This window comes from Cryobacterium sp. PH29-G1 (genome assembly GCF_030063365.1).
GTDB lineage: Bacteria > Actinomycetota > Actinomycetes > Actinomycetales > Microbacteriaceae > Cryobacterium.
This window is the reverse complement of sequence record NZ_JASISY010000002.1, coordinates 280506-304173: the sequence shown is the minus strand read 5'-3', so window position 1 is coordinate 304173 and position 23668 is coordinate 280506. Positions and strand designations below refer to the sequence as shown.

At 63.3% G+C, this 23668-nt stretch carries 22 protein-coding genes and 2 tRNA genes; 22 read left to right on the top strand and 2 right to left on the bottom strand.

Annotated features, from left to right (window positions below):
• The first annotated feature begins 135 nt into the window (after positions 1–135).
• Positions 136–1902, top strand: coding sequence for a 2-isopropylmalate synthase (gene leuA, locus QMK22_RS03860; RefSeq protein ID WP_283496305.1), 1767 nt, complete (start codon positions 136–138; stop codon positions 1900–1902).
• A 140-nt stretch (positions 1903–2042) separates the two neighbouring features.
• On the opposite strand, the gene QMK22_RS03855 is transcribed toward leuA, so the two are convergent.
• Positions 2043–2720 (bottom strand): hypothetical protein, encoded by a 678-nt coding sequence (locus QMK22_RS03855; protein WP_283496304.1) that lies wholly within the window; start codon positions 2718–2720, stop codon positions 2043–2045.
• Between the two features lie 171 nt (positions 2721–2891).
• On the opposite strand from QMK22_RS03855, the gene recO reads away from it, so the two are divergent.
• The 16 genes from recO (at position 2892) to QMK22_RS03775 (ending at position 19275) form a co-directional block, all read left to right on the top strand.
• On the top strand, positions 2892–3614 hold the full coding sequence (recO, locus tag QMK22_RS03850; RefSeq protein ID WP_283496303.1) for a DNA repair protein RecO: 723 nt from the start codon (positions 2892–2894) through the stop codon (positions 3612–3614).
• Positions 3611–4429: an isoprenyl transferase gene (locus QMK22_RS03845; protein ID WP_283496302.1), complete on the top strand. Its 819-nt coding sequence runs from the start codon at positions 3611–3613 to the stop codon at positions 4427–4429. The genes recO and QMK22_RS03845 overlap by 4 nt, the downstream gene beginning before the upstream one ends.
• 75 nt (positions 4430–4504) lie before the next feature.
• Positions 4505–5209 (top strand): DsbA family oxidoreductase, encoded by a 705-nt coding sequence (locus QMK22_RS03840; protein ID WP_283496301.1) that lies wholly within the window; start codon positions 4505–4507, stop codon positions 5207–5209.
• An 83-nt stretch (positions 5210–5292) separates the two neighbouring features.
• Positions 5293–5424 (top strand): hypothetical protein, encoded by a 132-nt coding sequence (locus tag QMK22_RS03835; protein WP_283496300.1) that lies wholly within the window; start codon positions 5293–5295, stop codon positions 5422–5424.
• A 133-nt stretch (positions 5425–5557) separates the two neighbouring features.
• Positions 5558–6760, top strand: a complete 1203-nt coding sequence (dusB, locus tag QMK22_RS03830) for a tRNA dihydrouridine synthase DusB (RefSeq protein ID WP_283496299.1) — start codon at positions 5558–5560, stop codon at positions 6758–6760.
• Entirely contained in the window at positions 6753–8003 is a 1251-nt protein-coding gene (locus tag QMK22_RS03825; RefSeq protein WP_283496298.1) for a deoxyguanosinetriphosphate triphosphohydrolase, read from the top strand. The genes dusB and QMK22_RS03825 overlap by 8 nt, the downstream gene beginning before the upstream one ends.
• 234 nt (positions 8004–8237) lie before the next feature.
• Positions 8238–10103, top strand: coding sequence for a DNA primase (gene dnaG, locus QMK22_RS03820; protein ID WP_283496297.1), 1866 nt, complete (start codon positions 8238–8240; stop codon positions 10101–10103).
• A gap of 224 nt (positions 10104–10327) precedes the next feature.
• A complete protein-coding gene (locus QMK22_RS03815) occupies positions 10328–11962 on the top strand; it encodes an ABC transporter substrate-binding protein (protein WP_283496296.1) in 1635 nt (544 codons plus the stop codon).
• Positions 11963–12061: 99 nt separating this feature from the next.
• Complete coding sequence (locus QMK22_RS03810; RefSeq protein ID WP_283496465.1) at positions 12062–13153, top strand: ABC transporter permease; 1092 nt, start codon at positions 12062–12064, stop codon at positions 13151–13153.
• A gap of 2 nt (positions 13154–13155) precedes the next feature.
• Positions 13156–14253, top strand: a complete 1098-nt coding sequence (locus QMK22_RS03805; protein ID WP_283496295.1) for an ABC transporter permease — start codon at positions 13156–13158, stop codon at positions 14251–14253.
• Positions 14250–15953 carry an ABC transporter ATP-binding protein gene (locus QMK22_RS03800; RefSeq protein WP_283496294.1) on the top strand — a complete coding sequence of 568 codons (1704 nt, stop codon included), beginning with the start codon at positions 14250–14252 and terminating at the stop codon, positions 15951–15953. Before QMK22_RS03805 ends, QMK22_RS03800 begins: the two co-directional genes overlap by 4 nt.
• 5 nt (positions 15954–15958) lie before the next feature.
• Positions 15959–16867 carry an ATP-binding cassette domain-containing protein gene (locus QMK22_RS03795; protein WP_283496293.1) on the top strand — a complete coding sequence of 303 codons (909 nt, stop codon included), beginning with the start codon at positions 15959–15961 and terminating at the stop codon, positions 16865–16867.
• Positions 16868–17110: 243 nt separating this feature from the next.
• Positions 17111–17183, top strand: a tRNA-Asn gene (locus QMK22_RS03790).
• A gap of 93 nt (positions 17184–17276) precedes the next feature.
• Positions 17277–18182: a sensor histidine kinase gene (locus tag QMK22_RS03785; protein WP_283496292.1), complete on the top strand. Its 906-nt coding sequence runs from the start codon at positions 17277–17279 to the stop codon at positions 18180–18182.
• Positions 18183–18220: 38 nt separating this feature from the next.
• The gene (locus QMK22_RS03780) at positions 18221–18973 is read left to right on the top strand and encodes an AzlC family ABC transporter permease (protein WP_283496291.1); all 753 of its coding nucleotides are present in this window, start codon (positions 18221–18223) and stop codon (positions 18971–18973) included.
• Positions 18970–19275, top strand: a complete 306-nt coding sequence (locus tag QMK22_RS03775; protein ID WP_283496290.1) for an AzlD domain-containing protein — start codon at positions 18970–18972, stop codon at positions 19273–19275. Before QMK22_RS03780 ends, QMK22_RS03775 begins: the two co-directional genes overlap by 4 nt.
• 51 nt (positions 19276–19326) lie before the next feature.
• Here QMK22_RS03775 and def read toward each other — a convergent pair whose 3' ends face one another.
• Positions 19327–19899 (bottom strand): peptide deformylase, encoded by a 573-nt coding sequence (def, locus tag QMK22_RS03770; protein ID WP_283496289.1) that lies wholly within the window; start codon positions 19897–19899, stop codon positions 19327–19329.
• A 40-nt stretch (positions 19900–19939) separates the two neighbouring features.
• On the opposite strand from def, the gene QMK22_RS03765 reads away from it, so the two are divergent.
• From QMK22_RS03765 to QMK22_RS03745, 5 genes are all read left to right on the top strand, one after another.
• Positions 19940–20854 carry a DMT family transporter gene (locus QMK22_RS03765; RefSeq protein WP_283496288.1) on the top strand — a complete coding sequence of 305 codons (915 nt, stop codon included), beginning with the start codon at positions 19940–19942 and terminating at the stop codon, positions 20852–20854.
• A 173-nt stretch (positions 20855–21027) separates the two neighbouring features.
• Positions 21028–22290: a glycosyltransferase gene (locus QMK22_RS03760; protein WP_502857049.1), complete on the top strand. Its 1263-nt coding sequence runs from the start codon at positions 21028–21030 to the stop codon at positions 22288–22290.
• A 39-nt stretch (positions 22291–22329) separates the two neighbouring features.
• Positions 22330–22403: transfer RNA gene (locus tag QMK22_RS03755), tRNA-Ile, on the top strand.
• 552 nt (positions 22404–22955) lie between these two features.
• Positions 22956–23291, top strand: coding sequence for a hypothetical protein (locus QMK22_RS03750; RefSeq protein WP_183323589.1), 336 nt, complete (start codon positions 22956–22958; stop codon positions 23289–23291).
• Between the two features lie 11 nt (positions 23292–23302).
• Positions 23303–23623, top strand: coding sequence for a pore-forming ESAT-6 family protein (locus QMK22_RS03745; protein ID WP_283496287.1), 321 nt, complete (start codon positions 23303–23305; stop codon positions 23621–23623).
• Positions 23624–23668 lie beyond the last annotated feature (45 nt).

The window sequence follows — 23668 nt, the reverse complement described above, 5'->3', positions numbered from 1 at the left end:
GGCAGCAAACGGTGCTAGCCTGAAATTGTGTTGAACGGTGCGCTCCTCCTTAGCTGCCGCGACGAGTCCTAATCTGAGGCCTCCCTCGTCGCGGCGTTTGTTGTTGGCAGCCGACACCCACGAGGAAACAGGACCATGAAGAACAATCAGACCGCATCCACACTGCCGATCCACCGCTACCGCCCGTACCACGAGCAGTTCGCCGTCGACCTGCCCGACCGCACCTGGCCGAGCAAGCACATCACGGTTGCCCCGCGCTGGTGTGCGGTCGACCTGCGCGACGGCAACCAGTCGCTCATCGACCCGATGAGCCCCGAGCGCAAGCGCATCATGTTCGATCTGCTCGTGCGCATGGGGTACAAGGAGATCGAGGTGGGTTTTCCCTCGGCGAGCCAGACGGACTTTGACTTCGTGCGCAGCCTCATCGACGAGAATGCCATCCCCGACGACGTCACCATTCAGGTACTCACCCAGGCCCGTGAGCATTTGATCAAGCGCACCTACGAAGCGATCACCGGTGCCAAACAGGCGATCGTGCACTTCTACAACTCCACGAGCATCCTGCAGCGCGAGGTCGTGTTCCGCGAACAGAAGCAGGGCATCATCGACCTGGCCCTGTTCGGGGCTCGCCTCTGCAAGCAGATGGAATCGACCATCCCCGGCACGACCATCTACTACGAGTACTCGCCGGAGAGCTTCACCGGCACCGAGCTCGACTTTGCCGTGGACATCACCAACCAGGTCGTGGAGATTCTGGCGCCCACGCCGGATCGCAAGGTCATCGTCAACCTGCCGGCCACCGTCGAGATGGCCACCCCCAATGTGTACGCCGACTCCATTGAGTGGATGAGCACTCACCTGACCCAGCGTGAGAACATCCTCATCTCGTTGCACCCGCACAACGACCGCGGAACAGCTATTGCCGCCGCCGAACTCGGCTATCTGGCCGGTGCCGACCGCATCGAAGGGTGTCTCTTCGGTAACGGAGAACGCACCGGTAACGTCGACCTCGTCGCCCTCGGCGTGAACCTGTTCACGCAGGGCATCGACCCGCAGATCGATTTCAGCAATATCGACGAGATCAAGCGCACCGCCGAGTACTGCACCCAGCTACCGGTGCCCGAACGCAATCCATGGGCCGGCGACCTGGTTTTCACCGCGTTCAGCGGTTCACATCAAGACGCCATCAAAAAGGGCTTCGAAGCCATGGACGCCGACGCGGCACAGCAAGGCTGCACCGTTAACGACCTGGTGTGGGCCGTCCCCTACCTGCCGATTGACCCGAAGGACCTCGGCCGCAGCTACGAGGCCGTCATCCGCGTCAACTCGCAGTCCGGCAAGGGCGGCGTCGCCTACCTGCTCAAAACCGACCACGCCCTCGACCTGCCGCGCAAGCTGCAAATCGAGTTCTCCGGCGTCGTGCAGGCCAAAACGGACGCCGAGGGCGGCGAAGTGACCAGCGCGCAGATCTGGGACATCTTCAACGATGAATACCTGCCGGCCAAGCTCAAAGACCCCGAGGCCAAGTGGGGCCGGTTCGAGCTGCACTCCACCCGCACGTCGAGCGACCTGTCCGGCACGGTCGACCTCGCGGTTGAACTTCGTGACGGTGACACCGTGGCCCAGGCCACGGGCTCCGGTAACGGTCCGATCAACGCGTTCCTCGGCGTGATGGCGGAACGCGGCATCGCGATCACCCTGTTCGACTACGTGGAGCACGCACTCTCGGCCGGCGGCGACGCGCAGGCCGCGGCCTACGTTGAGCTCGACGTCAACGGCAAGCGTTACTGGGGGGTCGGCATCGACGCTGACATCTCCACCGCGTCCCTCAAATCGGTTGTCTCCGCGGTCAACCGTGGCATTCGCGCCGAGATCGGTGACCTGGAGCTGGCGGCGATCTAAAGCCGAAGCATCAGCCGAGCCAGCACAGCCGAGCCAGCACACACGAAAGCCCAGACTTGACACGGAGTCTGGGCTTTCGTTGCACCATCCGGGTGCGGTCGGGGGCCTGATCGGGGGGGGGCCTGATCAGGTGGACCTGATCAGATCAGGGCGTGCAGCTGCACGGAGCGTTCGCGGGTGCGCGTACCGAGCAGTGCTCTGCAATCATCGATGGCGTGGTCGAGCAGGGCGTACAGCCTGGCGTCCGGGTCGGCGATGCAGGCCTCGCCGATGCCCTGCACGGCAACACGAATGATCGTGTCGGCGGTGCGCGGCGTGAACTTGGTGTGCGACCAAGAATGCACGCTGCCGATGAAGTCGCGGGCCCAGCGTTCGGCATCGGGGGCCTGATCGAGGGCGGCCCGAATCAGCGGACGAACCTGCTCGGCCAACGCTGGATCAACGACGGACGCGTTTCGCTCGCAGGTCAGTACCCCCACCGCGAGCGCGCGCTGGCGTTCCAGACTGGCCACTGGAAGGGCTTCGCACCCGGCACGCAGTGCGACAGCAAGTTCTACGCGCTTATCGGAACCGGTCAGGCCGATGACCGACGGGATCAGGAGAGCGAGTCGGGACCTGGCATCGTCGGAACTGCAATCGTTCACCATACGAGCCAGTGAGGCGAGCACCGGATGGGTGCAGGCGGGGTGGTCACTCCACGACTCGCCCGCAAGATAGGAGGCGAATTCCATGAAGCAACCGCCACTCTTCGGAGTGCGGTGTTTGCCACGTGAAAGTACGGGCATACTGTCGGGCAGGCTGCCCTGGATCGGTTTCATGAAAACCTCCATACCATGGGGACTACGTGCCCTTAAGTCTCCCCCTCTCCGGCCCGAAAAACCAGAGCCAGGCAGTGTCGCGCTGAGAAAACTTCAGCGACCGGCGGCATTCGTTCTGCATGCGAGGCCAGTCGTGACCGTTCTTCACGCGGCGGGGTGGGATAATTGTCTGTGCCTGTCTATCGAGATGAAGCCGTCGTGCTGCGTACCCACAAGTTGGGTGAAGCCGACCGCATCGTCACCATGCTCACTCGCAGCCACGGCAAGGTGCGGGCCGTCGCCAAGGGCGTGCGGCGTACGGGCTCCAAATTCGGTGCCCGGCTGGAGCCGTTCATGGTCGCCGATGTGCAGCTCTACGAGGGCCGAAGCCTCGACATCATTACGCAGGCCGAGTCGCTGGGCTCCTATGGCGCCCTGATCACCGCTGACTATGGCAGCTATACCGCCGCGAGTGTCATGGTGGAAACCGCTGACAAACTCACCGAATCGGAAGGGTCGTTGCAGCAATACCTGCTGCTGGTCGGTGCGCTCCGATCGCTGTCCCGTTCCGAACACGGATCCCACCTCACCCTTAACTCCTATCTGCTGCGCGCCGTGTCGATGGCCGGCTGGGCGCCCAGCTTTCAGGACTGTGCCCGCTGCGGGGCTCTCGGGCAGCACAGCGCGATGGTCGTGCAGCTCGGCGGTATCGTGTGCGATGCCTGTGCCCCGCCCGGATCGCCCCGACTCGACGCGGCGACCATCGGTCTGCTCAGCGCCCTGCTCACCGGCGATTGGGAGCACGCCGCGGCATCGCCCGAACGCACGCAGGGCCAAGCGGCCGGCGTTGTTGCCGCCTACACCCAGTGGCACCTGGGCCGTGGGCTGCGCTCACTGGAACACGTGGCCCGATGATGGCTGGATTGTTCGGCACCAAAGGCTCAACCCACAAGGATGCCGTTCCGTTCAAGCCGCTGGACTGGACCGGCCTGTATCCGCCCGAGCTTCCCCGCAAGGTCGTGCCCGAGCACGTGGCCGTGGTCATGGACGGTAACGGCCGCTGGGCCAACAGTCGGGGACTGACCCGGGTCGAAGGGCACAAGGCCGGCGAAGCTGCACTGCTCGACGTCGTCGCGGGCGCTATTCAGATCGGCGTCAAACACCTCAGTGTCTATGCTTTCTCCACCGAAAATTGGAAGCGATCGCCCGATGAGGTGCGTTTTCTCATGGGCTTCAACCGCGATGTTCTGCATCGTCGCCGTGATCAACTCAACGAGTGGGGTGTGCGGGTGCGGTGGGCCGGGCGCAAGCCGCGGCTGTGGGCATCCGTAATCAATGAATTGCAGTTTGCCGAGCGGCTCACGGCCGGCAACGACGTGCTCACCCTCACCATGTGCGTGAACTATGGCGGGCGAACCGAAATAGCGGATGCCGTGCGCGCGCTGGCCGAGGACGTCGCCGCCGGCAGGCTGAAGCCGTCGGGGATCACCGAGAAAGCCATAGCGAAGCAGCTGTACGTGCCGGAACTGCCCGATGTTGACCTGTTCGTGCGCAGCTCGGGCGAGCAGCGCACCAGCAACTTTCTGCTCTGGCAGAGCGCCTACGCCGAGATGGTCTTTCTCGACACGCTGTGGCCGGACTTCACCCGGGTCGACCTCTGGCACGCCGTCGAACTCTATGCCTCCCGCAACCGGCGCTACGGCGGCGCGGTCGACGCCCCCACACCCTGAATTGCCTAACAAATATTCCGATGGGGGAATACGTCTGCATGGACTGTCGTTAGGCCGAGTGTGACTGAGACAACTGTGACTGAGACAACTGCGACAGAGACAACGACCACCGATCCGATCAAGGTCGATATCTGGTCTGACGTGCAATGCCCCTGGTGTTACATCGGCAAACGCAAGTTTGAGGCCGGCGTCGCGCTCTTCGACGGAACCGTCGAGGTCGAATACCACAGCTTTGAGCTGGCTCCCGATACCCCGGTGGACTTCGTCGGTAATGCCGTCGACTACATGAGCCAGCGCAAGGGAATGCCCGTCGACCAGGTGCAGAAGATGCTGGAGAACGTTACGGCGGTTGCTGCCAGCGTCGGCCTCGAGTACGACTACGACTCGGTGCACCAGACCAACACCGTGATCTCCCACGAGTTGCTGCACTACGCCAAGGCTCACGGTCGTCAGCTGGACATGGTGGAACGCCTGCTCAAGGCCTACTTCATCGACGGCCGCCACGTCGGTCGAATCGAGGACCTCGCCGACCTCGCCGCCGAGATCGGACTCGACCGGGCCGATGTGGTGCGCTCGCTCACCGCCCACGAGCACCTCGCTGCGGTGAAGGCCGACGTGGCGCAGGCCGGCGCCTATGGAATTCAGGGCGTTCCGTTCTTCGTGATCGACGGCCGCTACGGCATCTCCGGCGCGCAGGATGCGACGGCGTTCACACAGGCACTCGACCAGGTCAGTGCCGAGCGCCTGGCTGATGGTTCGACCGACAGCGTTTCCGCGTAGCAGCGTTACCCAGAGAACTCGCGTAGCCTGACGACAGACCCAGTCGGCCGCATCCGCTTCACCCCAATGATCAGGAGAACACCTTGAGCGACACCACGACAACCCCGCCCGTCTTCACCGATGCCGCCGGCCGTCCCACCATCGAACTGCTCGGTGCGCCGGAAGCGACCGACGAGGCCGCCGGTTCCTGCTGCGGTGGGGGCTGCTGCAGCTAATTCATCCCACTCCCGAAAGCGCAGCTGTCGCATGGCCCGTCGCACGGCTCGACAGGTGCGCTTTCGTGTGCCGTCTGCGCCCCCGCTCCGGCGAATTCACGGATCCCGCGCTTTCTGGGAGAATTGACCCAACATGACTTCACCCATCCCCACCGTCGACCAGCTGGCGCCCATCGCACCCCGCACGGTCGCACCCGGCACGATCGCACCGCTCTCGATCGGCCCGCTCACGCTCGACGTGCCCGTCGTGCTCGCGCCGATGGCCGGGATCACGAATACGGCGTACCGTCGGCTCTGCCGCGAATATGGGGCCGGTCTGTTCGTGAGCGAGATGATCACCTCACGGGCGCTCGTGGAACGCAACGTCGAAACGATGCGGTTGATTACCCATCACGAGAGCGAAACCACTCGTTCCATTCAGCTCTACGGCGTTGACCCGAAAACGGTCTCCGAAGCTGTGACTATGCTCGTCGCCGAGGACCGCGCCGACCACATCGACCTCAACTTCGGCTGCCCTGTTCCCAAGGTCACGCGCAAGGGCGGGGGAGCGGCCTTGCCGTGGAAGATCGGCCTGTTCCGGCAGATCGTGGAAGCCGCCGTCACTGCGGCCGGCTCGGTTCCGCTCACCGTGAAAATGCGCAAGGGAATCGACTCCGACCACCTCACCTATCTCGAAGCCGGCAAAGCCGCCGCCGGGGCCGGCGTCGCCTCCATCGCCCTGCACGGCCGAACGGCCGCCGAGTTCTATTCCGGCCACGCCGACTGGTCCGCCATTGAAAAGCTCAAGAATGCCATCACTGATGTGCCGGTGCTCGGCAACGGCGATATCTGGTCGGCCGACGATGCCCTGCGCATGGTGCGGGAAACCGGATGCGACGGCGTCGTCGTCGGGCGCGGGTGCCTCGGGCGCCCGTGGCTGTTCGGCGATCTCGACGCAGCGTTCCGCGGGCAGGAGCAGAAGGCGGAACCCGGCCTCGGCCAGGTCATCAACGCTTTTCGCCGCCACGCCGAGCTGCTCACCGAATACTTCGACAGCGAAGATCGCGCCTGCCGCGACATCCGCAAGCACGTCGCCTGGTATTTCAAGGGCTACCCGGTGGGCGGCGACCTGCGCGCGAGCCTGGCCATGGTGCAATCCCTCGCGCAGCTCGACGATCTGCTGGGCACCCTCGATGCGTCGCTGCCCTACCCGGGCGCCGATGTGGAAGGACCGCGCGGTCGTGCCGGAACACCGAAGAAGCCCTCGCTACCCGAACATTGGCTCGAGTCGCAGGATCTCGCCGGCGCGCAACGACTGAATTTGACCGAGGGCGAAGGGGACACCAGCGGTGGCTAATAAAACCGGATACAGCGAGATCGACGAGGCCCGTTGGTTTCCCGAAGAGCACTACTCCAGGCGCAGCGACTTCGCCCGCGATCGTGCGCGTCTGTTGCACTCCAGCGCGCTACGACGTCTGGCGGCGAAGACACAAGTGCTCAGCCCGACGGCCGGGCTGGACTTTGCCCGCAACCGGCTGACCCACTCGCTCGAGGTCGCCCAGGTGGGGCGAGAAATCGCGTCGCGCCTCAACGTTGACCCCGACATCGTTGATACCGCCTGTCTCGCGCACGACATCGGGCATCCGCCGTTTGGCCATAACGGTGAGAAGGCCCTCAGCCTGTGGTCCGAAGACATTGGCGGTTTCGAGGGCAACGCGCAGACGCTGCGCCTGCTCACCCGCCTCGAGCCCAAGGTGTTCGGGCCCGATGGTCGCAGCTATGGCCTCAACCTCACCCGAGCGAGCCTCGATGCGAGCTGCAAATACCCCTGGCCCGAAAACGCCGCCGTCTACGACCCGAGCGGGCGGGCCAAGTTCGGCTTCTACCAAGACGACATTGCCGCGTTCGAATGGTTGCGTGCGGGGGCACCCGATCGCCAGCTCTGCATCGAAGCCCAGGTCATGGACGTGTCCGACGACATTGCGTACAGCGTGCACGACTTCGAAGACGCCATCGTCAACGGCTATGTCGATGTCGCTGCGCTGAGCAGCCGCACCAACCACGACGAACTGCTCGCCACCATGTCGGAATGGATCGGCGACGAGACCAGTGCCGACGACCTCGCGAGTGCGTTCAACCGGCTGGATTCCCTGGATGTGTGGATGGACTCGTGGACCGCCGGACGCCGCGACCAGGGCCGCTTGAAGAACCTCACCAGCCAGCTCATCGGTCGTTTCAGCAGCGCCGCCGTGCACGCCACCAAAGAGGCGCACCCGGGCGCCAACATGCTCCGTTTCGGAGCCAACGTGATCGTACCCCGGGAGATTCAGGCTGAAATCTCCGTGCTCAAGGGCATCGTTGCCGCCTTCGTGATGACCCGAAACACCCGCAAGCCTATTTACGTGCAGCAGCGGCAGGTGCTCACCCTGCTCGCGCAGACCCTGCACGAGTCCGGCGATGAGCACCTCGATCCCGGTTTTCGCGAGGACTGGCATGCTGCCGCCGACGATGCCGCCCGCAAGCGCGTCATCGTCGACCAGGTCGCCAGCCTGACCGACCAGTCCGCGCTCGCCTGGTACGAACGCCTGGTGCAGGGCTAGCTCCCACCCCGTCCCTCTCCACTTTCTCTTTCCGGGCCCGGGCCCGGAAACTGGGCCCACGATTGATCATGGGCCCGCTTTCCGAACATGGGCCCGGCACCAAACTCGTTCTGAACCGCGGCGGGGGTGGGGTGTTCCCGGAAACACTCAATGTCTGAGCGAGGAGCGGATATCCCATCCCCGACGCCCGCCTCGCAAACCGAGGGTGTCGCCCGAGGACGATAGAATTCACCCATGGCTGGACTGATTCGACAAAGTGACATCGAAGAGGTCAAGGCCCGCACCAACATTGCCGACATCATCGGTGACTATGTCACCCTGAAGTCCGCCGGCGTTGGATCGATGAAGGGCCTGTGCCCCTTCCACGACGAACGCAGCCCCAGCTTTCACGTGCGTCCGCAGGTCGGTTTCTACCATTGCTTTGGCTGTGGCGAAAGCGGCGACGTCTACTCTTTTTTGCAGAAGATGGATCATGTCAGCTTCAGCGAAGCCGTCGAACGTCTGGCTGGGCGGGTCGGTCTTGACCTGCACTACGAGGATGGTTCCGGCGCTGCCCCTGACCATGGCAATCGGGCACGTCTGCTCGCCGCCAACCAGGCGGCCTCCGATTTCTTCATCGAGCAACTCGGCAGCGCCGGCGCTGAAGTGGGCCGAGCCTTTCTGGGTCAGCGCGGCTTCGACGCTGCAGCGGCAACCCGGTTCGGCGTCGGGTTCGCGCCGAAAAGCTGGGACGAACTGACCAACCACCTGCGTGGACGTGGTTTCACCACCGAGGAACTCACCCTCTCCGGTCTGGTCTCTGCCGGCGACCGCGGAATCTATGACCGTTTTCGCGGCCGTCTGGTCTGGCCGATTCGCGATATCACCGGGCAGACCATCGGCTTCGGCGCGCGCAAGCTTCTCGACGACGACAAGGGTCCCAAGTACCTCAATACGCCCGAGTCGCCGGTGTACCACAAGGCGCAGGTGCTCTACGGCCTCGACCTCGCCAAGCGCGACATCTCGCGCAATCACCAGGTCGTTGTGGTCGAGGGGTATACCGACGTGATGGCGTGCCACCTGGCTGGTATCACCACGGCTGTCGCCACCTGTGGCACCTCGTTCGGCGTCGACCACATCAAGGTGTTGCGCCGCGTGCTCGGCGACGACTCCGGGGTCGGCGAAGTCGTCTTCACCTTCGACCCGGATGCTGCCGGTCAGAAGGCAGCGATGCGCGCCTTCAGCGAGGAGCAGCGCTTCTCCGCCCAGACCTATGTGGCCGTCGGTCCGGAAGGCCTCGACCCATGCGACCTGCGCCTGCAACGCGGCGACGACGCCGTACGCCGCCTGGTGGACTCAAAGAAGCCCATGTTCGAGTTCATGATTCGGCAAATCCTCTCGCAGTACAACCTCGACACCGTGGAAGGGCGAACGGCGGCACTGCGCGCCGCCGCCCCCGTCGTCGGTGAGATCCGCGACCCCGTGCTGCGACCGGGGTACACGCGCGAACTTGCACGCATGCTCGGCGTCGACATGGGCGAGGTCGGTAAGGCCGTGTCGAATGCCCAATCCGGCGCGCGAGCGTCGGCGAGCGGCGGCCCGAACGCCCCGCGCCACGCCGGCGTGATTGAAACACCAGTCGAACGCCCCTTCTCGCTCGTCGAACTGCCCACCGACCCGGTCACTCGGCTGGAGCGCGATGGCCTCATGGCCATGCTGCAACGCCCCACGCTGATCGGCCGGGATATTCTCGACAGCGCGGTGCAGACATCCTTTTCGAACGCGTCGCTCGCGGTGGTGCGCGATGCCATCGCGGCGAGCCTCGCGCATTTTGAGGCGCCCGACTGGCTCGAACGCGTAGTCGCCGAGGTGCCGGAGGGCTTCACAAACCTCGTGCAGGAGCTGGCCATGGCCAACCTGCCCGAGCGCACCGAGAAGGATGTCGCCCGCTATGTGCGCGACATCACCATCGTGCTCATTGACAAGGACCTGCTCCGGCTGAAGGCCGAATTGCTGGGACGTCTGCAGCGAGCGGATGCCAGCGAGACGGAGATGTACCGCACCCTGCAGCGCGAGCTCGTGCGGGTCGAGGCCGAGAGGCGCGCCCTGCGCGACGAATGATGCGCGCACCGGCTCATCCCCGAGCGTGGGCCGCCACCAACATGTGAGCACTGACCCTCAAACTGCAACACATGGGCCTGACTTTGTTGCAGATCTGTAAAGAAGCTGCGGCTAAGCATGGCGGTCTGCGAATTCTGTGCTAATTCTTTCCTTACAGCAATGAACAGCTGCGCCCGTTCGGGAGCTTCTGATCATGAGACTTCTAGAGGAAGAGGACGACGGATATGACATCCGCATTCACTAACGGCAAACGTGCTCTCGTTGCCACTACCGGCCTCGCGGTCGCGGCCCTGGTTCTTTCCGGCTGCGCTTCCGGCGGCGAGACCACCACCGGCACAGCCGGCGGCCCGATCACCATCGGCACCACCGACAAGGTCACGACGCTCGACCCAGCCGGCTCGTATGACAACGGCTCCTTCTCGGTGCAGACTCAGGTCTTTCCGTTCCTCATGAACAGCGCCTACGGGACAGCGGATGTCGAACCCGATATTGCGGTCAGCGCCGAGTTCACGTCGCCGACGGAATACACCGTGGTGCTCAAGCCCGACCTGAAGTGGGCCAACGGCAACGCGCTGACCTCATCGGACGTCAAGTTCAGCTTCGATCGCCAGCTGGCCATCGCAGACGACAACGGCCCCTCGTCGCTGTTGTACAACCTGGACAGCACCGAGGCCGTTGACGACACGACCGTCGTCTTCACCCTCAAGGTCGGTAATGACCAGATCTTCCCTCAAATCCTGTCCAGCCCCGCGGGCGTGATCGTGGACGAAGAAACCTTGTCCGCGACTGAGGTCACCCCCGACGCAGACATCTTCGACGCGAACGCATTCGCCGGCCAGTACGTTCTGACCAGCTATGACTTCAACAACCTGCTCGCCTACAAGGCGTACGACGGTTACGAAGGCCTGCTCGGGCCGGCGAAGACCGACGCTGTAAACGTCAAGTACTACACCGATGCGTCGAACCTCAAGCTCGACGTGCAAGAAGGAAACATCGACGTCGCCTGGCGCAGCCTGTCGGCGACCGACATTGACGACCTGCGCGGAAACGACGCGGTCAGCGTTGTCGACGGCCCTGGTGGCGAGATCCGCTACATCACATTCAACTTCAACACGCAGCCCTTCGGTGCCACGACCGCTGAGGCCGACCCGGCCAAGGCCCTCGCGGTGCGCGCTGCGCTTGCCGATATCGTTGACCGCGCAGAGCTCGCTGACCAGGTTTACAAGGGCACCTATACGCCGCTGTACTCCTACGTTCCTGCGGGAATGACCGGCGCCACCGAATCGCTCAAGGGCCTCTACGGTGACGGCGAAGGCGGACCGGACGTGGAGAAGGCCGCAGCAGACCTTGCCGCCGCGGGAGTCACCACCCCGATCGCGCTCAATCTGCAGTACAACGCCGACCACTACGGTCCCGGTTCGAGCGATGAATACGCCCTGATCAAGGACCAGCTGGATGCTTCCGGCCTGTTCACGGTCAGCCTGCAGTCCACCGAGTGGGTTCAGTACTCCAAGGACCGTACCGCCGACGTGTATCCCGCCTACCAGCTCGGCTGGTTCCCGGACTACTCCGATGCCGACAACTACCTGTCGCCGTTCTTCGCCGAGGGCAACTTTCTGAAAAACCACTACGACGACCCCGAGGTGACCGCGCTGATCCAGAAGCAGGCCGTCACCAACGACGTCACGGAGCGCACCGCCCTCATCGAGGAAATCCAGGACAAGGTTGCGGCCCAGCTGTCGACCGTGCCGCTGCTTCAGGGTGCGCAGGTAGCCATCACCGGTACCGACATCACCGGAACCCAGGACACGCTCGACGCGTCGTTCAAATTCCGCTATGGCGCACTGGCCAAAGGCTAGACCGCAGTACGACTAGAGTCTTCTCTAGTTTGATCACCGGGGGTGTTCAGCGAGCCGATCGCTGAATGCCCCCGCTTCTTTTGCAATTGTGAGGTAGTGATGACCACTGTGGCCATGAAACCGCCGGTACCGGCGACTGGGCGAGGTTCAAAAAAGAAGACCCGGGAGGGCGGCGGTATCGTTCGATACCTGCTCGTGCGATTCTTTCTGATCTTCCCCACCATCTTCATCCTGGTATCAATGGTGTTCTGGTTGATGCGCACGACGGGGGACCCGATCACCGCCGCGCTCGGTGGAAAGCTCGGCCCGGATCAGCTCGCCAAACTCATCAGTGAAGCCGGCTACGATCGACCGATTCTGATTCAGTATTTTGAATACCTGGGACAGATCTTCACCGGTAACTTCGGCACGACCATCAGTACCAACCGTCCAGTATCCGAGGTGCTGCTCACGTATGGATCAGCGACCGCCGAGTTGGTGTTCTATTCGCTCCTCGTGGCGTTCATCGTCGGCATCCCGCTGGGAATGGTCGCCGCATATTGGCGTGACAAGGCACCCGATGCCTTCCTTCGCGTCTTCGCGATTCTCTGCTACGCGACACCGGTATTCTTCGCGGGACTGCTGCTCAAGCTCGTCTTCGCAGTCTGGCTCAAGGTGCTGCCCGTCGCTGGCCGCGCCACGGTCGGGTCGGAACTGCAGATGCAGGTTCTCCCCGACAAGACCGGCATCTATTTCATCGACGCGTTGAAAACGGGAAGTCCTGCTGTCTTCGGCGACGTACTGATGCACGCAGTACTTCCCGCGTTGGCCCTGGGGCTGCTCACCGCCGGCGTGTTCCTGCGTCTGGTGCGCACCAACGTGATCGGCACGTTGGGCACCGAGTACGTGACCGCCGCCCGCTCGCGGGGTGTGAATGAGTTTCGTCTGGTCAGAAAACACGCTTACCGTCCCGCGCTCATTCCCATCATTACCGTCATCGGATTGCAGGTGGCCTTGCTGCTGGGTGGTGCCGTCCTCACCGAAACCACCTTCGAATGGAAGGGGCTCGGCTTTATTCTCATTGAGTTCATCAAGGCTCGTGACTTCGTCGCCGTGCAGGGCATCGTTGCACTACTGGCGGTGATCGTTGCCCTGTCCAACTTCATCGTTGACATCATTGCCGCGCTCATCGACCCGCGAGTGAGGTACTAACCATGACAATACTCACTACTGAACCGACGACCGCCCCGAAAGCTCCGCTGTGGACCCGACTGCCCGTCGTGCATCAGCTCCGTCAGAGCGTCGGCCTGCAACGCGGCATGCTCGTGGTCGGCCTGGCGATCACCGGCATCTTCATCCTGACCGCAATCCTCGCCCCGCTGCTCTCGCCGTACGGCTTCAGCCAGCTGCGCGATGACAGCGGCGCCTTCGGCGCGCAACAGCCGCCGAGCGGCGATCACCTGCTCGGCACCACCGTCGGAGGCTATGACGTGCTCTCCCGCGTCATTTGGGGTTCACAGACTGCAATCACGGTCATGATCGTCGCCGTGGTGCTTTCGATCTTCGCCGGAGTGGCCCTCGGCCTCGTCTCGGGGTATTTCGGCGGTTGGCTGGACCGTATTCTCGTCGTCGTGAGCGACGCCGTTTACGCGTTTCCCGCGCTGCTGCTGGCGATCGTCATGGGCATCGTCATTTCGGGTGGACGCTCCGACCTGTTCGGCGGCATCCTCGCGGCGTCGATCTCGATCACGGTCGTCTTCATCCCGCAGTATTTCCGAGTGATTCGCGCTGAAACCGTGCGAATCAAGGCGGAGGCTTATGTCGAGTCGGCCCGGGTGATCGGCGCGAGCAACGGGCGCATCATGTTCCGCCACGTGTTGCGCAACGCCACACGGACCCTGCCGCTCATCTTCACGCTCAACGCGTCCGAGGCCCTCCTGACCCTCGCGGGCCTCGGCTTCATCGGCTTCGGCATCGAACCGTCGTCGGCCGCCGAGTGGGGCTACGACCTGAACAAGTCGCTGTCCGATGTGACGAGCGGCATCTGGTGGACCAGCCTGTTCCCGGGGCTCGCCATCGTGCTCGTGGTGCTCGGCATCACCCTGGTGGGAGAAAGTCTCAACGACCTTGCCGACCCGCGACTGCGCAGCCGACGCGCCCCCGGCAAGTCCGCCGCGGGCGTCTACGCCGAGACGAGCGTCGTGCCCGGTGGAACCCTGGCCGCCGGTCCCGGCGGAATTGACGGGCTCGAAGCCGACGTGCCCACGTACGATCCGCACCCGAACGACGACCCCTTCGAGGCCAAATCATGACCGCTCAGTCCCTGCCCGACGTCGTACGCATCGACAACCTCAATGTGACCTTCGCCACCGACGGCGGTGCGGTGAAGGCCGTCGACGGCGTAACGCTGAGTGTTGCTCCGGGCGAGGTTCTCGCCATCGTGGGGGAGAGCGGTAGCGGCAAAACCGTCACCGCCAAGACCATTCTCGGTTTGCTTCCAGAGACCGCGATCGCCAACGGCGCCGTCATTCTCAGCAGTAAAGACGGTTCAAGTTCGAACGACATTCTCACGGTGAGCAAGCAGAAGCTTCGCCAGCTGCGGGGAACGGATGTGTCCATGGTGTTCCAGGAGCCGTCCACGGCTCTCAACCCGGTCTATACCGTGGGCTGGCAGATCGCCGAGGGGATTCGTGCTCACGGCGAGTTCAGCCGCAAAGAAGCGCGTGCCAAGGCCATTGAAATCCTGGGCCGAGTGGGTATTCCCGACCCGGAAAGTCGCGTCGACTACTACCCGCACCAGTTCTCCGGCGGTCAAAAACAGCGCGTTGTTATCGCCATGGCTCTGGTGCTCGACCCCGGACTGATCGTGGCCGACGAACCGACCACGGCTCTGGACGTGACCGTGCAGGCCGAGATTCTCGACCTGCTACGCCGCTGCAGGAATGAATTCGGCACCGCTATCGTGCTGATCACCCATAATATGGGTGTCGTCGCCGACCTCGCCGACCGCGTCGCCGTCATGTATGAGGGCAAGGTGGTGGAGGAAGCTCCGGCACAGCAACTCTTCTCCGACCCCCAGCACGACTACACCAAACGACTGCTCGGCTCGGTGCCGCACGTCGGTCAGGGAACCACCAGGGCCACCGCGCGGGCCCTCGCCCGCGAACCCGGGTGGGCCACCGAGGCACCGGTGGTCGTGGCCGACAACCTCAAGATCCAGTACCCGGGCCGGCTGGGGAAACCCGGTTTCACCGCTGTCGACGGGGTGAGTTTCATCATCCGCTCGGGTGAGGTACTCGGTTTGGTCGGCGAGAGCGGATCCGGCAAGACCACGATTGGCCGGGCGATGGCCGGGCTCACTCGGGTGACCGGAGGTTCCCTCACTGTGTTGGGCCACGAAATGATCGGTTTTAAGGAACGCGCCTTCAAGAAGGTGCGCAGCGATATCGGCTTCGTCTTTCAGGACCCGGCGTCGAGCTTCAACCCGCTGCTCACGATCGCGGAGTGTGTGGCCGAACCGCTCGTCGTGCACGGGCGCGCGGCCAACCCCGGTGCCGCCCGCAAACGGGTCAATGAACTGCTGGAGGCCGTTCAGCTGCCGCGGGCCTATGGCGATCGGTACCCGCACGAGCTCAGCGGTGGGCAGCGCCAACGGGCCAGCCTCGCGCGCGGGCTTGCTCTGGAACCGACCCTGCTCATCGCGGACGAGCCCACCAGCGCGCTGGACGTATCGGTACAGGCCAAGGTGCTGGAACTCTTCGCCGAGCTGCAGAAAGAATTCGGGTTTGCCGCACTGTTCATCAGCCACGATCTCGCCGTCGTCGACATTCTCGCTGACCGCATTGCCGTGCTGTACAAGGGAAAACTGGTGGAGGAGGGCACCGGCGCCGAGGTGCTTGGCGCTCCGAAGGATGCCTACACGCGGCGTCTGCTGGCGTCCCTGCCGGTTCCCGATCCGGCGGCGCAGGCCCTGCGGAGGGATGAACTCCGCATTCTGCGTGCGGCAGGATAGAACGTATGAGGCATGGCGCAGCATCTCTTCCCCCGATCCAAACGAGCGATCTGACCATCGAATACCCACCGCACGGGGCGAGTCCGGCATTCGTAGCGGTGCACGGCTTCACTCTGCGCATCGCGCCGGGCGAGGTGGTGGGGCTGCTCGGTGAAAGCGGCTCCGGCAAGAGCACCCTCGCCCGGGTGCTCTCCGGTGATGCCTTTGTGAACGACTCCGCCGGTGCCCGTCCGCAGATCACCGGGGGAGAGGCGACCGTGCTCGGATTCGGGCTGCGCCGGATTGGCAAGCGCAAACTGGCACGGCTTACGTTCGGGGTCGGGCTGCTGGCGCAGGACGCCGCCGATACCTTGCCCTCGACCATGACGGTGGCGGAGATTGTCGCCGAACCGGTGCTCGAACGGGATCGACGCTACAACCGTCGCGCTCTGGGCACCCGGGTGGCCACCATGATCGACGCGGTGCGTCTGCCACTGGCCGCTCTCGGCAAATACCCTTACGAGCTCTCCAGCGGTCAGCGACAGCGGGTGGCGCTGGCGCAGGCGCTCGTGTTCGGCCCCGCCCTCTTGATCGCTGACGAGCCGACAGCGGGCGTTGACGTGATGGTGCGTGATGCCGTGATCGATCTGATCAGCGAACTCCAGCGGGAGAGATCCTTTTCCGCGCTCGTGATCAGCCACGACTTGGCCGTGTTGCAGCGAGTTGCGAACCGGATTGGCGTCATGCATCAGGGCGTGCTGGTGGGCCTGGGCACCTTGGACGACGTTTTTCGTGATCCGTGGCATCCCTACGTACGGGGCCTCGCGGCGGCCCTGCAGCCGAGCGCGCTCGAGCCGACGGCTACTGAGCACGCCGTCGAGCCCGCAACGACAAACGAGCCGCACAGCGCAACGGATGTCGCCCCCGGCAACTGAGACGGGTTCCTGCCAACCTGCTCTGTACTCGTCGCGGGATCTGTGCCTGTCGGCTGGCCGTACGTTCCGACACGCCCGACCCGCGTTTGGCGCACGAGACCGCTCAATTGTTGTTACCAGCCCGCATTCCGGGGTCTGCGCCGGATTCTCACCTCATAAAAAGGGCTCTCCGAGCCAATCAGCAGCCATCGTGGTTTTGGCACTGAAAGAAACCTTGGTAAAGTAGCAACGCTGTTCAAGCATTCCCCGATAGCTCAATTGGCAGAGCAGCGCACTGTTAATGCGCAGGTTCTTGGTTCGAGTCCAAGTCGGGGAGCGAAAGGCCACTCAGGGCTCCACCCCGGGTGGCCTTTTTTGTCGGTACGTTTTCTTCGACAGAAAAGCTCCTTCCCAATTGTTACGGGGCAATATGGCTTCGGCACAAGAAACGGCGGTCCACGTGGATTTCTCGCAAATTCTGGTACCGGCACTCGGCGTACTCTCCGGGGCACTCCTGGTGCTCTGGATCATCGCGCTGCTCCGCTCCCGCCGGGTCGTCTTCGATCGCAATACCGCCGAGCGGGTGCGCATCGAGCTGGAACTTTCCCTCGCCGAACAACAGGGCCGACTGGCGATCATCCGCGAGCTGCAGGATGGCGCGGTGCTCACCATTGCCCGTCTCATCACGCGGGCCGAGGGCGCCCGGTACACCGCCGAGAGCGACCCATCTACGGCGGTGCGGGCCGCGACCGCGCTGGTGGACGACGGACGAGTCGCCTTGGCCGACATGCGCCGCGTGCTGACGATCGTTCGCGAAGGTGAAACCGTTGGTGCGCTTCAGCCCGGGCCGCAGTCAACCCGCGACCTGTTTCGAGTGATGCGCGACGCCGGGCTCGTGGTGAATTTCATCGAATCCGGCGAACGCTTCGCCCTCAAGGCGGGTGCCGAGCTGGCCATCTTTCGCATTCTGCAGAGCGCACTCGCCAACGCGCTCAAGCACGGCGGCGTTGGCACCGAAGCGCGCGTGTCATTCACCTGGACCAGAGACGGCCTGCAGCTGCTCGTCGATGATGACGGCATCCGTGCGGCAGCGCGTCGGGACGGCAAAGAAAACGGCGAACAGGCCGCACGCACCCCGTACACGATCGAAGACGACCTCAAGGCCCTCAGCGAAAGCATCGCCGGCCCCGGCATTACGCAGATGCGTGAGCGCGCGCAACTGTTCGGCGGCGTGTTCAACGCCGGGACCGTTCCGGGACTCGGGTTCTCCGTCTCTGCCGTATTCCCTTCGTTGCGCTTTCATAACGGCGTGCACGGTGTCGACCTCGCTCGATGACGACGGCATCCGCTTCGCACCCTGATGGTTCCGACTCCGTGACCGACCTGACCGCGCCCGACCCGTTGCACGAAACTCGCCAACAACGGCTGGCGATTCGTGAGGGCCTCGCGGTGGGGCTCGCCACCGCCGCCTACGGTGTGTCCTTCGGCGCGTTGTCAGTCGCCGCCGGACTCGATATCTGGCAGACCAGCTTTATCAGCATCGTCATGTTCTCCGGTGGCTCGCAATTCGCCCTCATTGGCGTACTGGCGGCCGGCGGAGTCGCTGCCGGCGCGCCTGCCATCGCGAGTGCGGCGCTGCTCGGTGTGCGCAACGGCATCTACGGCATGCGCACCGCTCCGATCGTGGGGCGCGGTCTCGGCAAACGGCTTGCTGCCGGTTGGATCACCATTGATGAATCCACCGCGGTGGCCCTCGCCCAGCCGACACCGCGCAGCCGCCGCACTGGATTCTGGGTCACCGGCCTGGCCGTCTTCATCGGCTGGAACATCACCACACTAGTTGGTGCGCTGATCGGCGACGCGCTGGGCGACACGCGAGCCTATGGGCTGGATGCTGCGGCCGCTGCAGCCTTTGTCGGCCTGCTCTGGCCTCGGTTGAAGCGGATGCAGACGGTTGCGGTCGCCGTGGCGGCGGCGGTCGTCGCAGCGACGCTGACGCCGGTGTTGATGCCGGGCCTGCCGGTGCTGGTCGCAGCTCTCGTCGCGGTGGTGGCAGGCGCATTCAACTGGTGGGGAACACCGAACGACGTCGGGGCCGCATCCGCTGGAAAGGAACCGTGTTCATGACGCTCTGGCAGATCATCATCGCTGCATCGATCGCGGTGCTCGCGCTCAAACTGGCCGGATACCTCGTGCCACCCGCGCTGCTGCAGAAGCCCACGCCCTCCCGCATCGCCGACCTGCTGACGGTGGCGCTGTTGGCAGCGTTGATCGCCGTGCAGACGCTCGGCAACGGTCAGGCCCTTACCGTGGACGCCCGCGTCCCGGCCGTCATCGTAGCGGCCGGGCTATTTGCAATCAAGACGCCGTTCATCGTGGTGGTGATTGTGGCGGCACTGGTTGCCGCCGGCTTGCGTGCACTGACCTAGCGGCAGGCCCCTCGATACTGGGTGAGGCTGAGCGCGCCCACCGCGCCCGAGTCAGCCCTCGAGGTTGTCGATGCCCGGTGTCCAGCTCAAGCCGGGCACACCCCAACTCTTCTTGCGCACGACCTTCGCTGCCATTTTGGCGTAGACATGCTCGAGCCGGTCTACATACAGCGTGCCCTCGAGGTGGTCGTATTCGTGCTGGAAAATGCGGGCAAGCCAGCCATCCGCTCGAATTTCGAACGGATTCTGCTCGGTGTCGACGGCGCGCAAAATGGCGGACTGAGCCCGTTTCAACGGAAAACGTTCACCCGGAAAAGACAGGCACCCTTCGTCTTCATCGACGTCCTCGTCATTGACGGGCTCGGCTGAGACCGGAGTGATCCAGAGTTCGGGATTTATCGCCACGCCACGCCACGAGACCTCGTCGTCGTCTTCATAACTGTACGTATAGATGCGCAGGCCGACGCCTACCTGCGTGGCGGCAAGACCAACCCCCGGCGCGGCATCCATCGTTTCGAACATGTCTCGCACCAATTCGCGCAGATTATCGTCAAAATCGACGACGGGTGCAGCGGGGGAGTGGAGAACGGGGTCACCTGAAATTACTATCGCGCGTACGGCCATTTCACCAGAATATCGGCAAGCTTGTCGATAGGGTCATGAAGTGACCTCTGACCTAACCGATCTGGCGACTGAAATCGCTATTGATCCGCGTCAGGCCATCGGAATTCCGTTGGCCCTGGTCGGTGCAATCTTTCTTTCCCTCGGCGCCCAATTTCAGCACCGCGGCGTGACCAAAGTCGAGGCGCGCACCAAAGAAGCAACCGGCGGGCTGAACGTGCGGCAACTCACCATGCTGCTCACCCGACCATCCTGGGTGTTCGGAACGCTCATGCTTGGCCTCGCTGTCGTATTTCAACTCACCAGTCTTGCTTTTGCACCACTCATCGTGGTGCAGCCGCTCGGGGCGGTAGCGCTCGTCATTACCGCCATTCTGAACGCACGTGTCAGCAGGGTCAAGCTCAATCGCGCGAGCATCGTCGCCATCTCCATGTGCGTGGGCGGGGTCGGTCTGTTCGTGACCGTGGCGGCGTTCACCGCCGTAGACAAACCCGTTACCGACCGCAACCTCGTGACCATCCTCATCGTGCTCGCGGTTGTTCTGTTGGGCTTCGCTCTCGCCTTCGGTTTTTTACGCCGCCGTTCGCAGGCAATCTTCTACATTCTCGGAGCGGGGGTGCTTTACGGATTTGTGGCCACCCTCGCCAAGGTCGTCATTAACCGCACCCAGCACGGCAACTTCGACTGGTTGACCCTGACCTGTGTGCTGGGACTCCTGCTCGCTGCCACGCTCGGGGCATATTTTGTGCAGAACGCGTATGCCTCGGGACCGCCTGACCTCGTCATTGCCGGGCTCACCGTCGTTGACCCTCTCGTCGCTGTCGGCATTGGAATTATCGTGCTCGGCGAAGCCAGCCAGGCACCGGCCGCAGCAGCGGTGGCGTTCATGGTGGCCGGGGCAATCGCCATCTGGGGTGTGTTTCTGCTCGCGCGCTATCACCCTCAACTTGATCGCTGACTGGTGAAGAATTTTCGCCAACCACGGTGCGGGACACGGCAAAGTTTGCACGGTTTAGAATAGGGTTCGAGTGCGCAGTGTCAATTATGCCGAGCGCGCCCAAGATTTCCTGCCGGAAGACGATTCCCGGCCAACCAACGTAGGGACCACGCCACTTGTCAGATTCGACCGACTTGCTGAGCAGCCCGACTCCGGGCGATACGCCAGAGAGCGCGGTGAGTGCGCCAACCGAGAAACCTCGGATTCGTGTGCTCATCGCTGCCGACACCTTCGCGCCCGACGTGAACGGTGCCGCGCGGTTTGCCGAGAGGCTCGCGGCGGGCCTGGTAGCGCGCGGCCATGAAGTTCAAATCATGGCCCCAGCCGCGTCCCGCAAGCATGGTAGCTGGACCGAGATGCACGAAGGCCAGCCGATGGTGGTGCATCGCTTGCACAGCTGGCGCTGGTATCCGCACGACTGGCTGCGCTTCGCGTTGCCGTGGCTGGTTCGCGGTGAAAGCCGACGCATTCTTGACTCCTTCCGACCGGACGTCGTGCATTTTCAGTCGCACATCAATGTGGGGCGTGGCGTGTCGATCGAAGCCGCCAAACGCAATATCCGTTTGGTGGGCACAAACCATTTCATGCCCGAGAACATGGTGAAGTTCTCCCTCATTCCGGTGGGATTCCAAGATCGGGTGATCAAGGCCGCATGGCGGGCCGCGCGCCGCACATTCGGTCGAGCCGCGGCCGTGACAACCCCAACTCGACGGGCTGCACAGTTCTTGGAGAAGTACACCGGTCTTACCGATGTGTACGCCATTTCATGTGGAATCGACGCCGACAACTACACACCCAATTTCGAGCCCCGCACCGAGAACCGCATCCTGTTCGTCGGTCGCGTCACTGGTGAGAAGCAGATTGACGTACTTCTTAAAGCGGCGGCGCGGCTGTCGCCCGACCTCGATGCGCAGGTCGAAATCGTCGGTGGAGGCGATCAAAAACGCAACCTGGAGCATCTGGCCGACACTCTCGGCATCCGCTCACGCGTCACGTTTACCGGTTATGTAACAGACGAAGAGCTGCGCGCGGCTTACTCGCGCGCCACGGTGTTCGCGATGCCTTCCATCGCCGAGTTGCAGAGCATCGCCACGATGGAGGCCATGGCCTCCGGATTGCCGATCGTGGCCGCTGACGCCATGGCCCTGCCTCACCTTGTGCACGACGAGGCGAACGGGTACCTATTCAAGCCGAGTGACGCGCAGGACATGGCCGACAAGCTGACCGCGGTGCTCACCGCTGCGCCGGAACGCCTCGAGGCGCTCAAGCGGGAGTCGCTTCGACTCATTGCGGCGCACGACATCAAGCGCACTCTGAACACGTTCGAATGCCTGTATCGTGGGGAGCCGGTCAGTGATCTTGTTCCTAACGGGGCGTCATCTCATACGTCCGATTAGCTCTACGTTTGTTGGTGCGACCTTCTGGTCGCGCTTTTTGGGGCGGTAGCTCAGCTGGTTAGAGCAGCGGACTCATAATCCGTCGGTCCTGGGTTCAAGTCCCAGTCGCCCTACCGAAGAAATAGCATTTGATCAGGCATTCTCCTCGGCCCCAATTCGCCGAAAGCAGCAATAACTCTAGTTTCGGTCGCGAGAGTCCAAGACTTGGATAACACGGAAATAGCAATTGATCAGGGTTTTCTCGCTTCCTTCGCGATGTCAAAGCTCACACCGGGTTCGTTGCGTCTTGGGTTCAAGTGTCGACTTTCCCTTCGAAATAGCTTTTGATCAGTACTTCTCTTTCTGCCAATGGCGACAGGGTTTGACCTGCATGCCGTTTATTGGACGTTTATTGCTCGGTACCCACCTGTTCCGGCCGCTCCGCGACACGGTGCACGACGCGGTTGGGTTGGTCTGGCTTGGTCTGGGCTGGCCTAGGTGCTGTTCTCGCCAACGAGTGATGGATACTCGATGACTTTTCGGCTCGGTGATGAGTTGGCTCGCAGCGTAACTCGGCCCATGTGGTGGAATCTGGGTCCCAGCGCCCGAGGGTAGACAGCGCGTCTTTTTGGTGGTCTAGACTTCACGAGCTGAAGCACAATCTCTGGGGGCTTTCGATGGCTGGCATGAAGTTTGCAATGGGATCCGACGTTCTGTCGCATCTCACGAAGAAGACGAGTACCTCGTCCGACGACCTTGGGTCGCTCGTGAAGCAGTTGTTCGAGGCTGCCGCGCCGCTCGAGGGCCGGTTCAACGGTGCAGGTCGCGCCGCGTTCGACAGGTTCAAGAACGAGACGGACTCGATTTCCGCTGAGCTCAACGGTGCGCTGGGGTCGATCCTCACCGGTATCGCGGGGCAGGACCTCGCGTTCGGCCAGGCCGACCAGGAGCTCGCCGATCAGACGACATCAGCGCAATCCGGGGCGGGTTTCGACTCCGCACGGTTCGGTTCACGGGGATAGGGAACACACTCATGGCAACAGGCGCAAACGCGGCGGATCGCCGCGACTATGACATTGCCGCATCACAGAATGCGCAGGACAACTTCAACTCGATCGCGGGCCGCCTCGAGGCCCTCATCGACCAGCGCGACTCCGACGTGAAGGCCATGATGGCCGACTACCAGGCCGACGGTGTGTCGGAGGAGTACGCGTCGAAGGAAATTCGCTGGAACACTGTTGCCGGGCAGGTGAAGCAGATCATCACGTCGCTGCGCTCCTCCCTCGCATCGAATGACGAGACCGCCCAGTCGGCTCTCGCTCGTGGTCGTTGCGCCGTTCAGAACATCGGATAGCCCCGTGCGACTTTGGTGGTCGAGCTTGTCGAGTCCTTCTCAGCG

Bases quoted from the DNA above. Each gene is read 5' to 3' on its own strand.
- QMK22_RS03805 (WP_283496295.1), top strand. From the start codon at position 13,156: ATGACAATACTCACTACTGAACCGACGACCGCCCCGAAAGCTCCGCTG.
- QMK22_RS03795 (WP_283496293.1), top strand. From the start codon at position 15,959: ATGAGGCATGGCGCAGCATCTCTTCCCCCGATCCAAACGAGCGATCTG.
- QMK22_RS03775 (WP_283496290.1), top strand. From the start codon at position 18,970: ATGACGCTCTGGCAGATCATCATCGCTGCATCGATCGCGGTGCTCGCG.
- QMK22_RS03855 (WP_283496304.1), bottom strand. From the start codon at position 2,720: ATGAAACCGATCCAGGGCAGCCTGCCCGACAGTATGCCCGTACTTTCA.
- QMK22_RS03800 (WP_283496294.1), top strand. From the start codon at position 14,250: ATGACCGCTCAGTCCCTGCCCGACGTCGTACGCATCGACAACCTCAAT.
- QMK22_RS03815 (WP_283496296.1), top strand. From the start codon at position 10,328: ATGACATCCGCATTCACTAACGGCAAACGTGCTCTCGTTGCCACTACC.
- QMK22_RS03810 (WP_283496465.1), top strand. From the start codon at position 12,062: ATGACCACTGTGGCCATGAAACCGCCGGTACCGGCGACTGGGCGAGGT.
- QMK22_RS03785 (WP_283496292.1), top strand. From the start codon at position 17,277: ATGGCTTCGGCACAAGAAACGGCGGTCCACGTGGATTTCTCGCAAATT.
- def (WP_283496289.1), bottom strand. From the start codon at position 19,899: ATGGCCGTACGCGCGATAGTAATTTCAGGTGACCCCGTTCTCCACTCC.
- QMK22_RS03745 (WP_283496287.1), top strand. From the start codon at position 23,303: ATGGCAACAGGCGCAAACGCGGCGGATCGCCGCGACTATGACATTGCC.
- leuA (WP_283496305.1), top strand. From the start codon at position 136: ATGAAGAACAATCAGACCGCATCCACACTGCCGATCCACCGCTACCGC.
- dnaG (WP_283496297.1), top strand. From the start codon at position 8,238: ATGGCTGGACTGATTCGACAAAGTGACATCGAAGAGGTCAAGGCCCGC.
- QMK22_RS03845 (WP_283496302.1), top strand. From the start codon at position 3,611: ATGATGGCTGGATTGTTCGGCACCAAAGGCTCAACCCACAAGGATGCC.
- dusB (WP_283496299.1), top strand. From the start codon at position 5,558: ATGACTTCACCCATCCCCACCGTCGACCAGCTGGCGCCCATCGCACCC.
- QMK22_RS03750 (WP_183323589.1), top strand. From the start codon at position 22,956: ATGAAGTTTGCAATGGGATCCGACGTTCTGTCGCATCTCACGAAGAAG.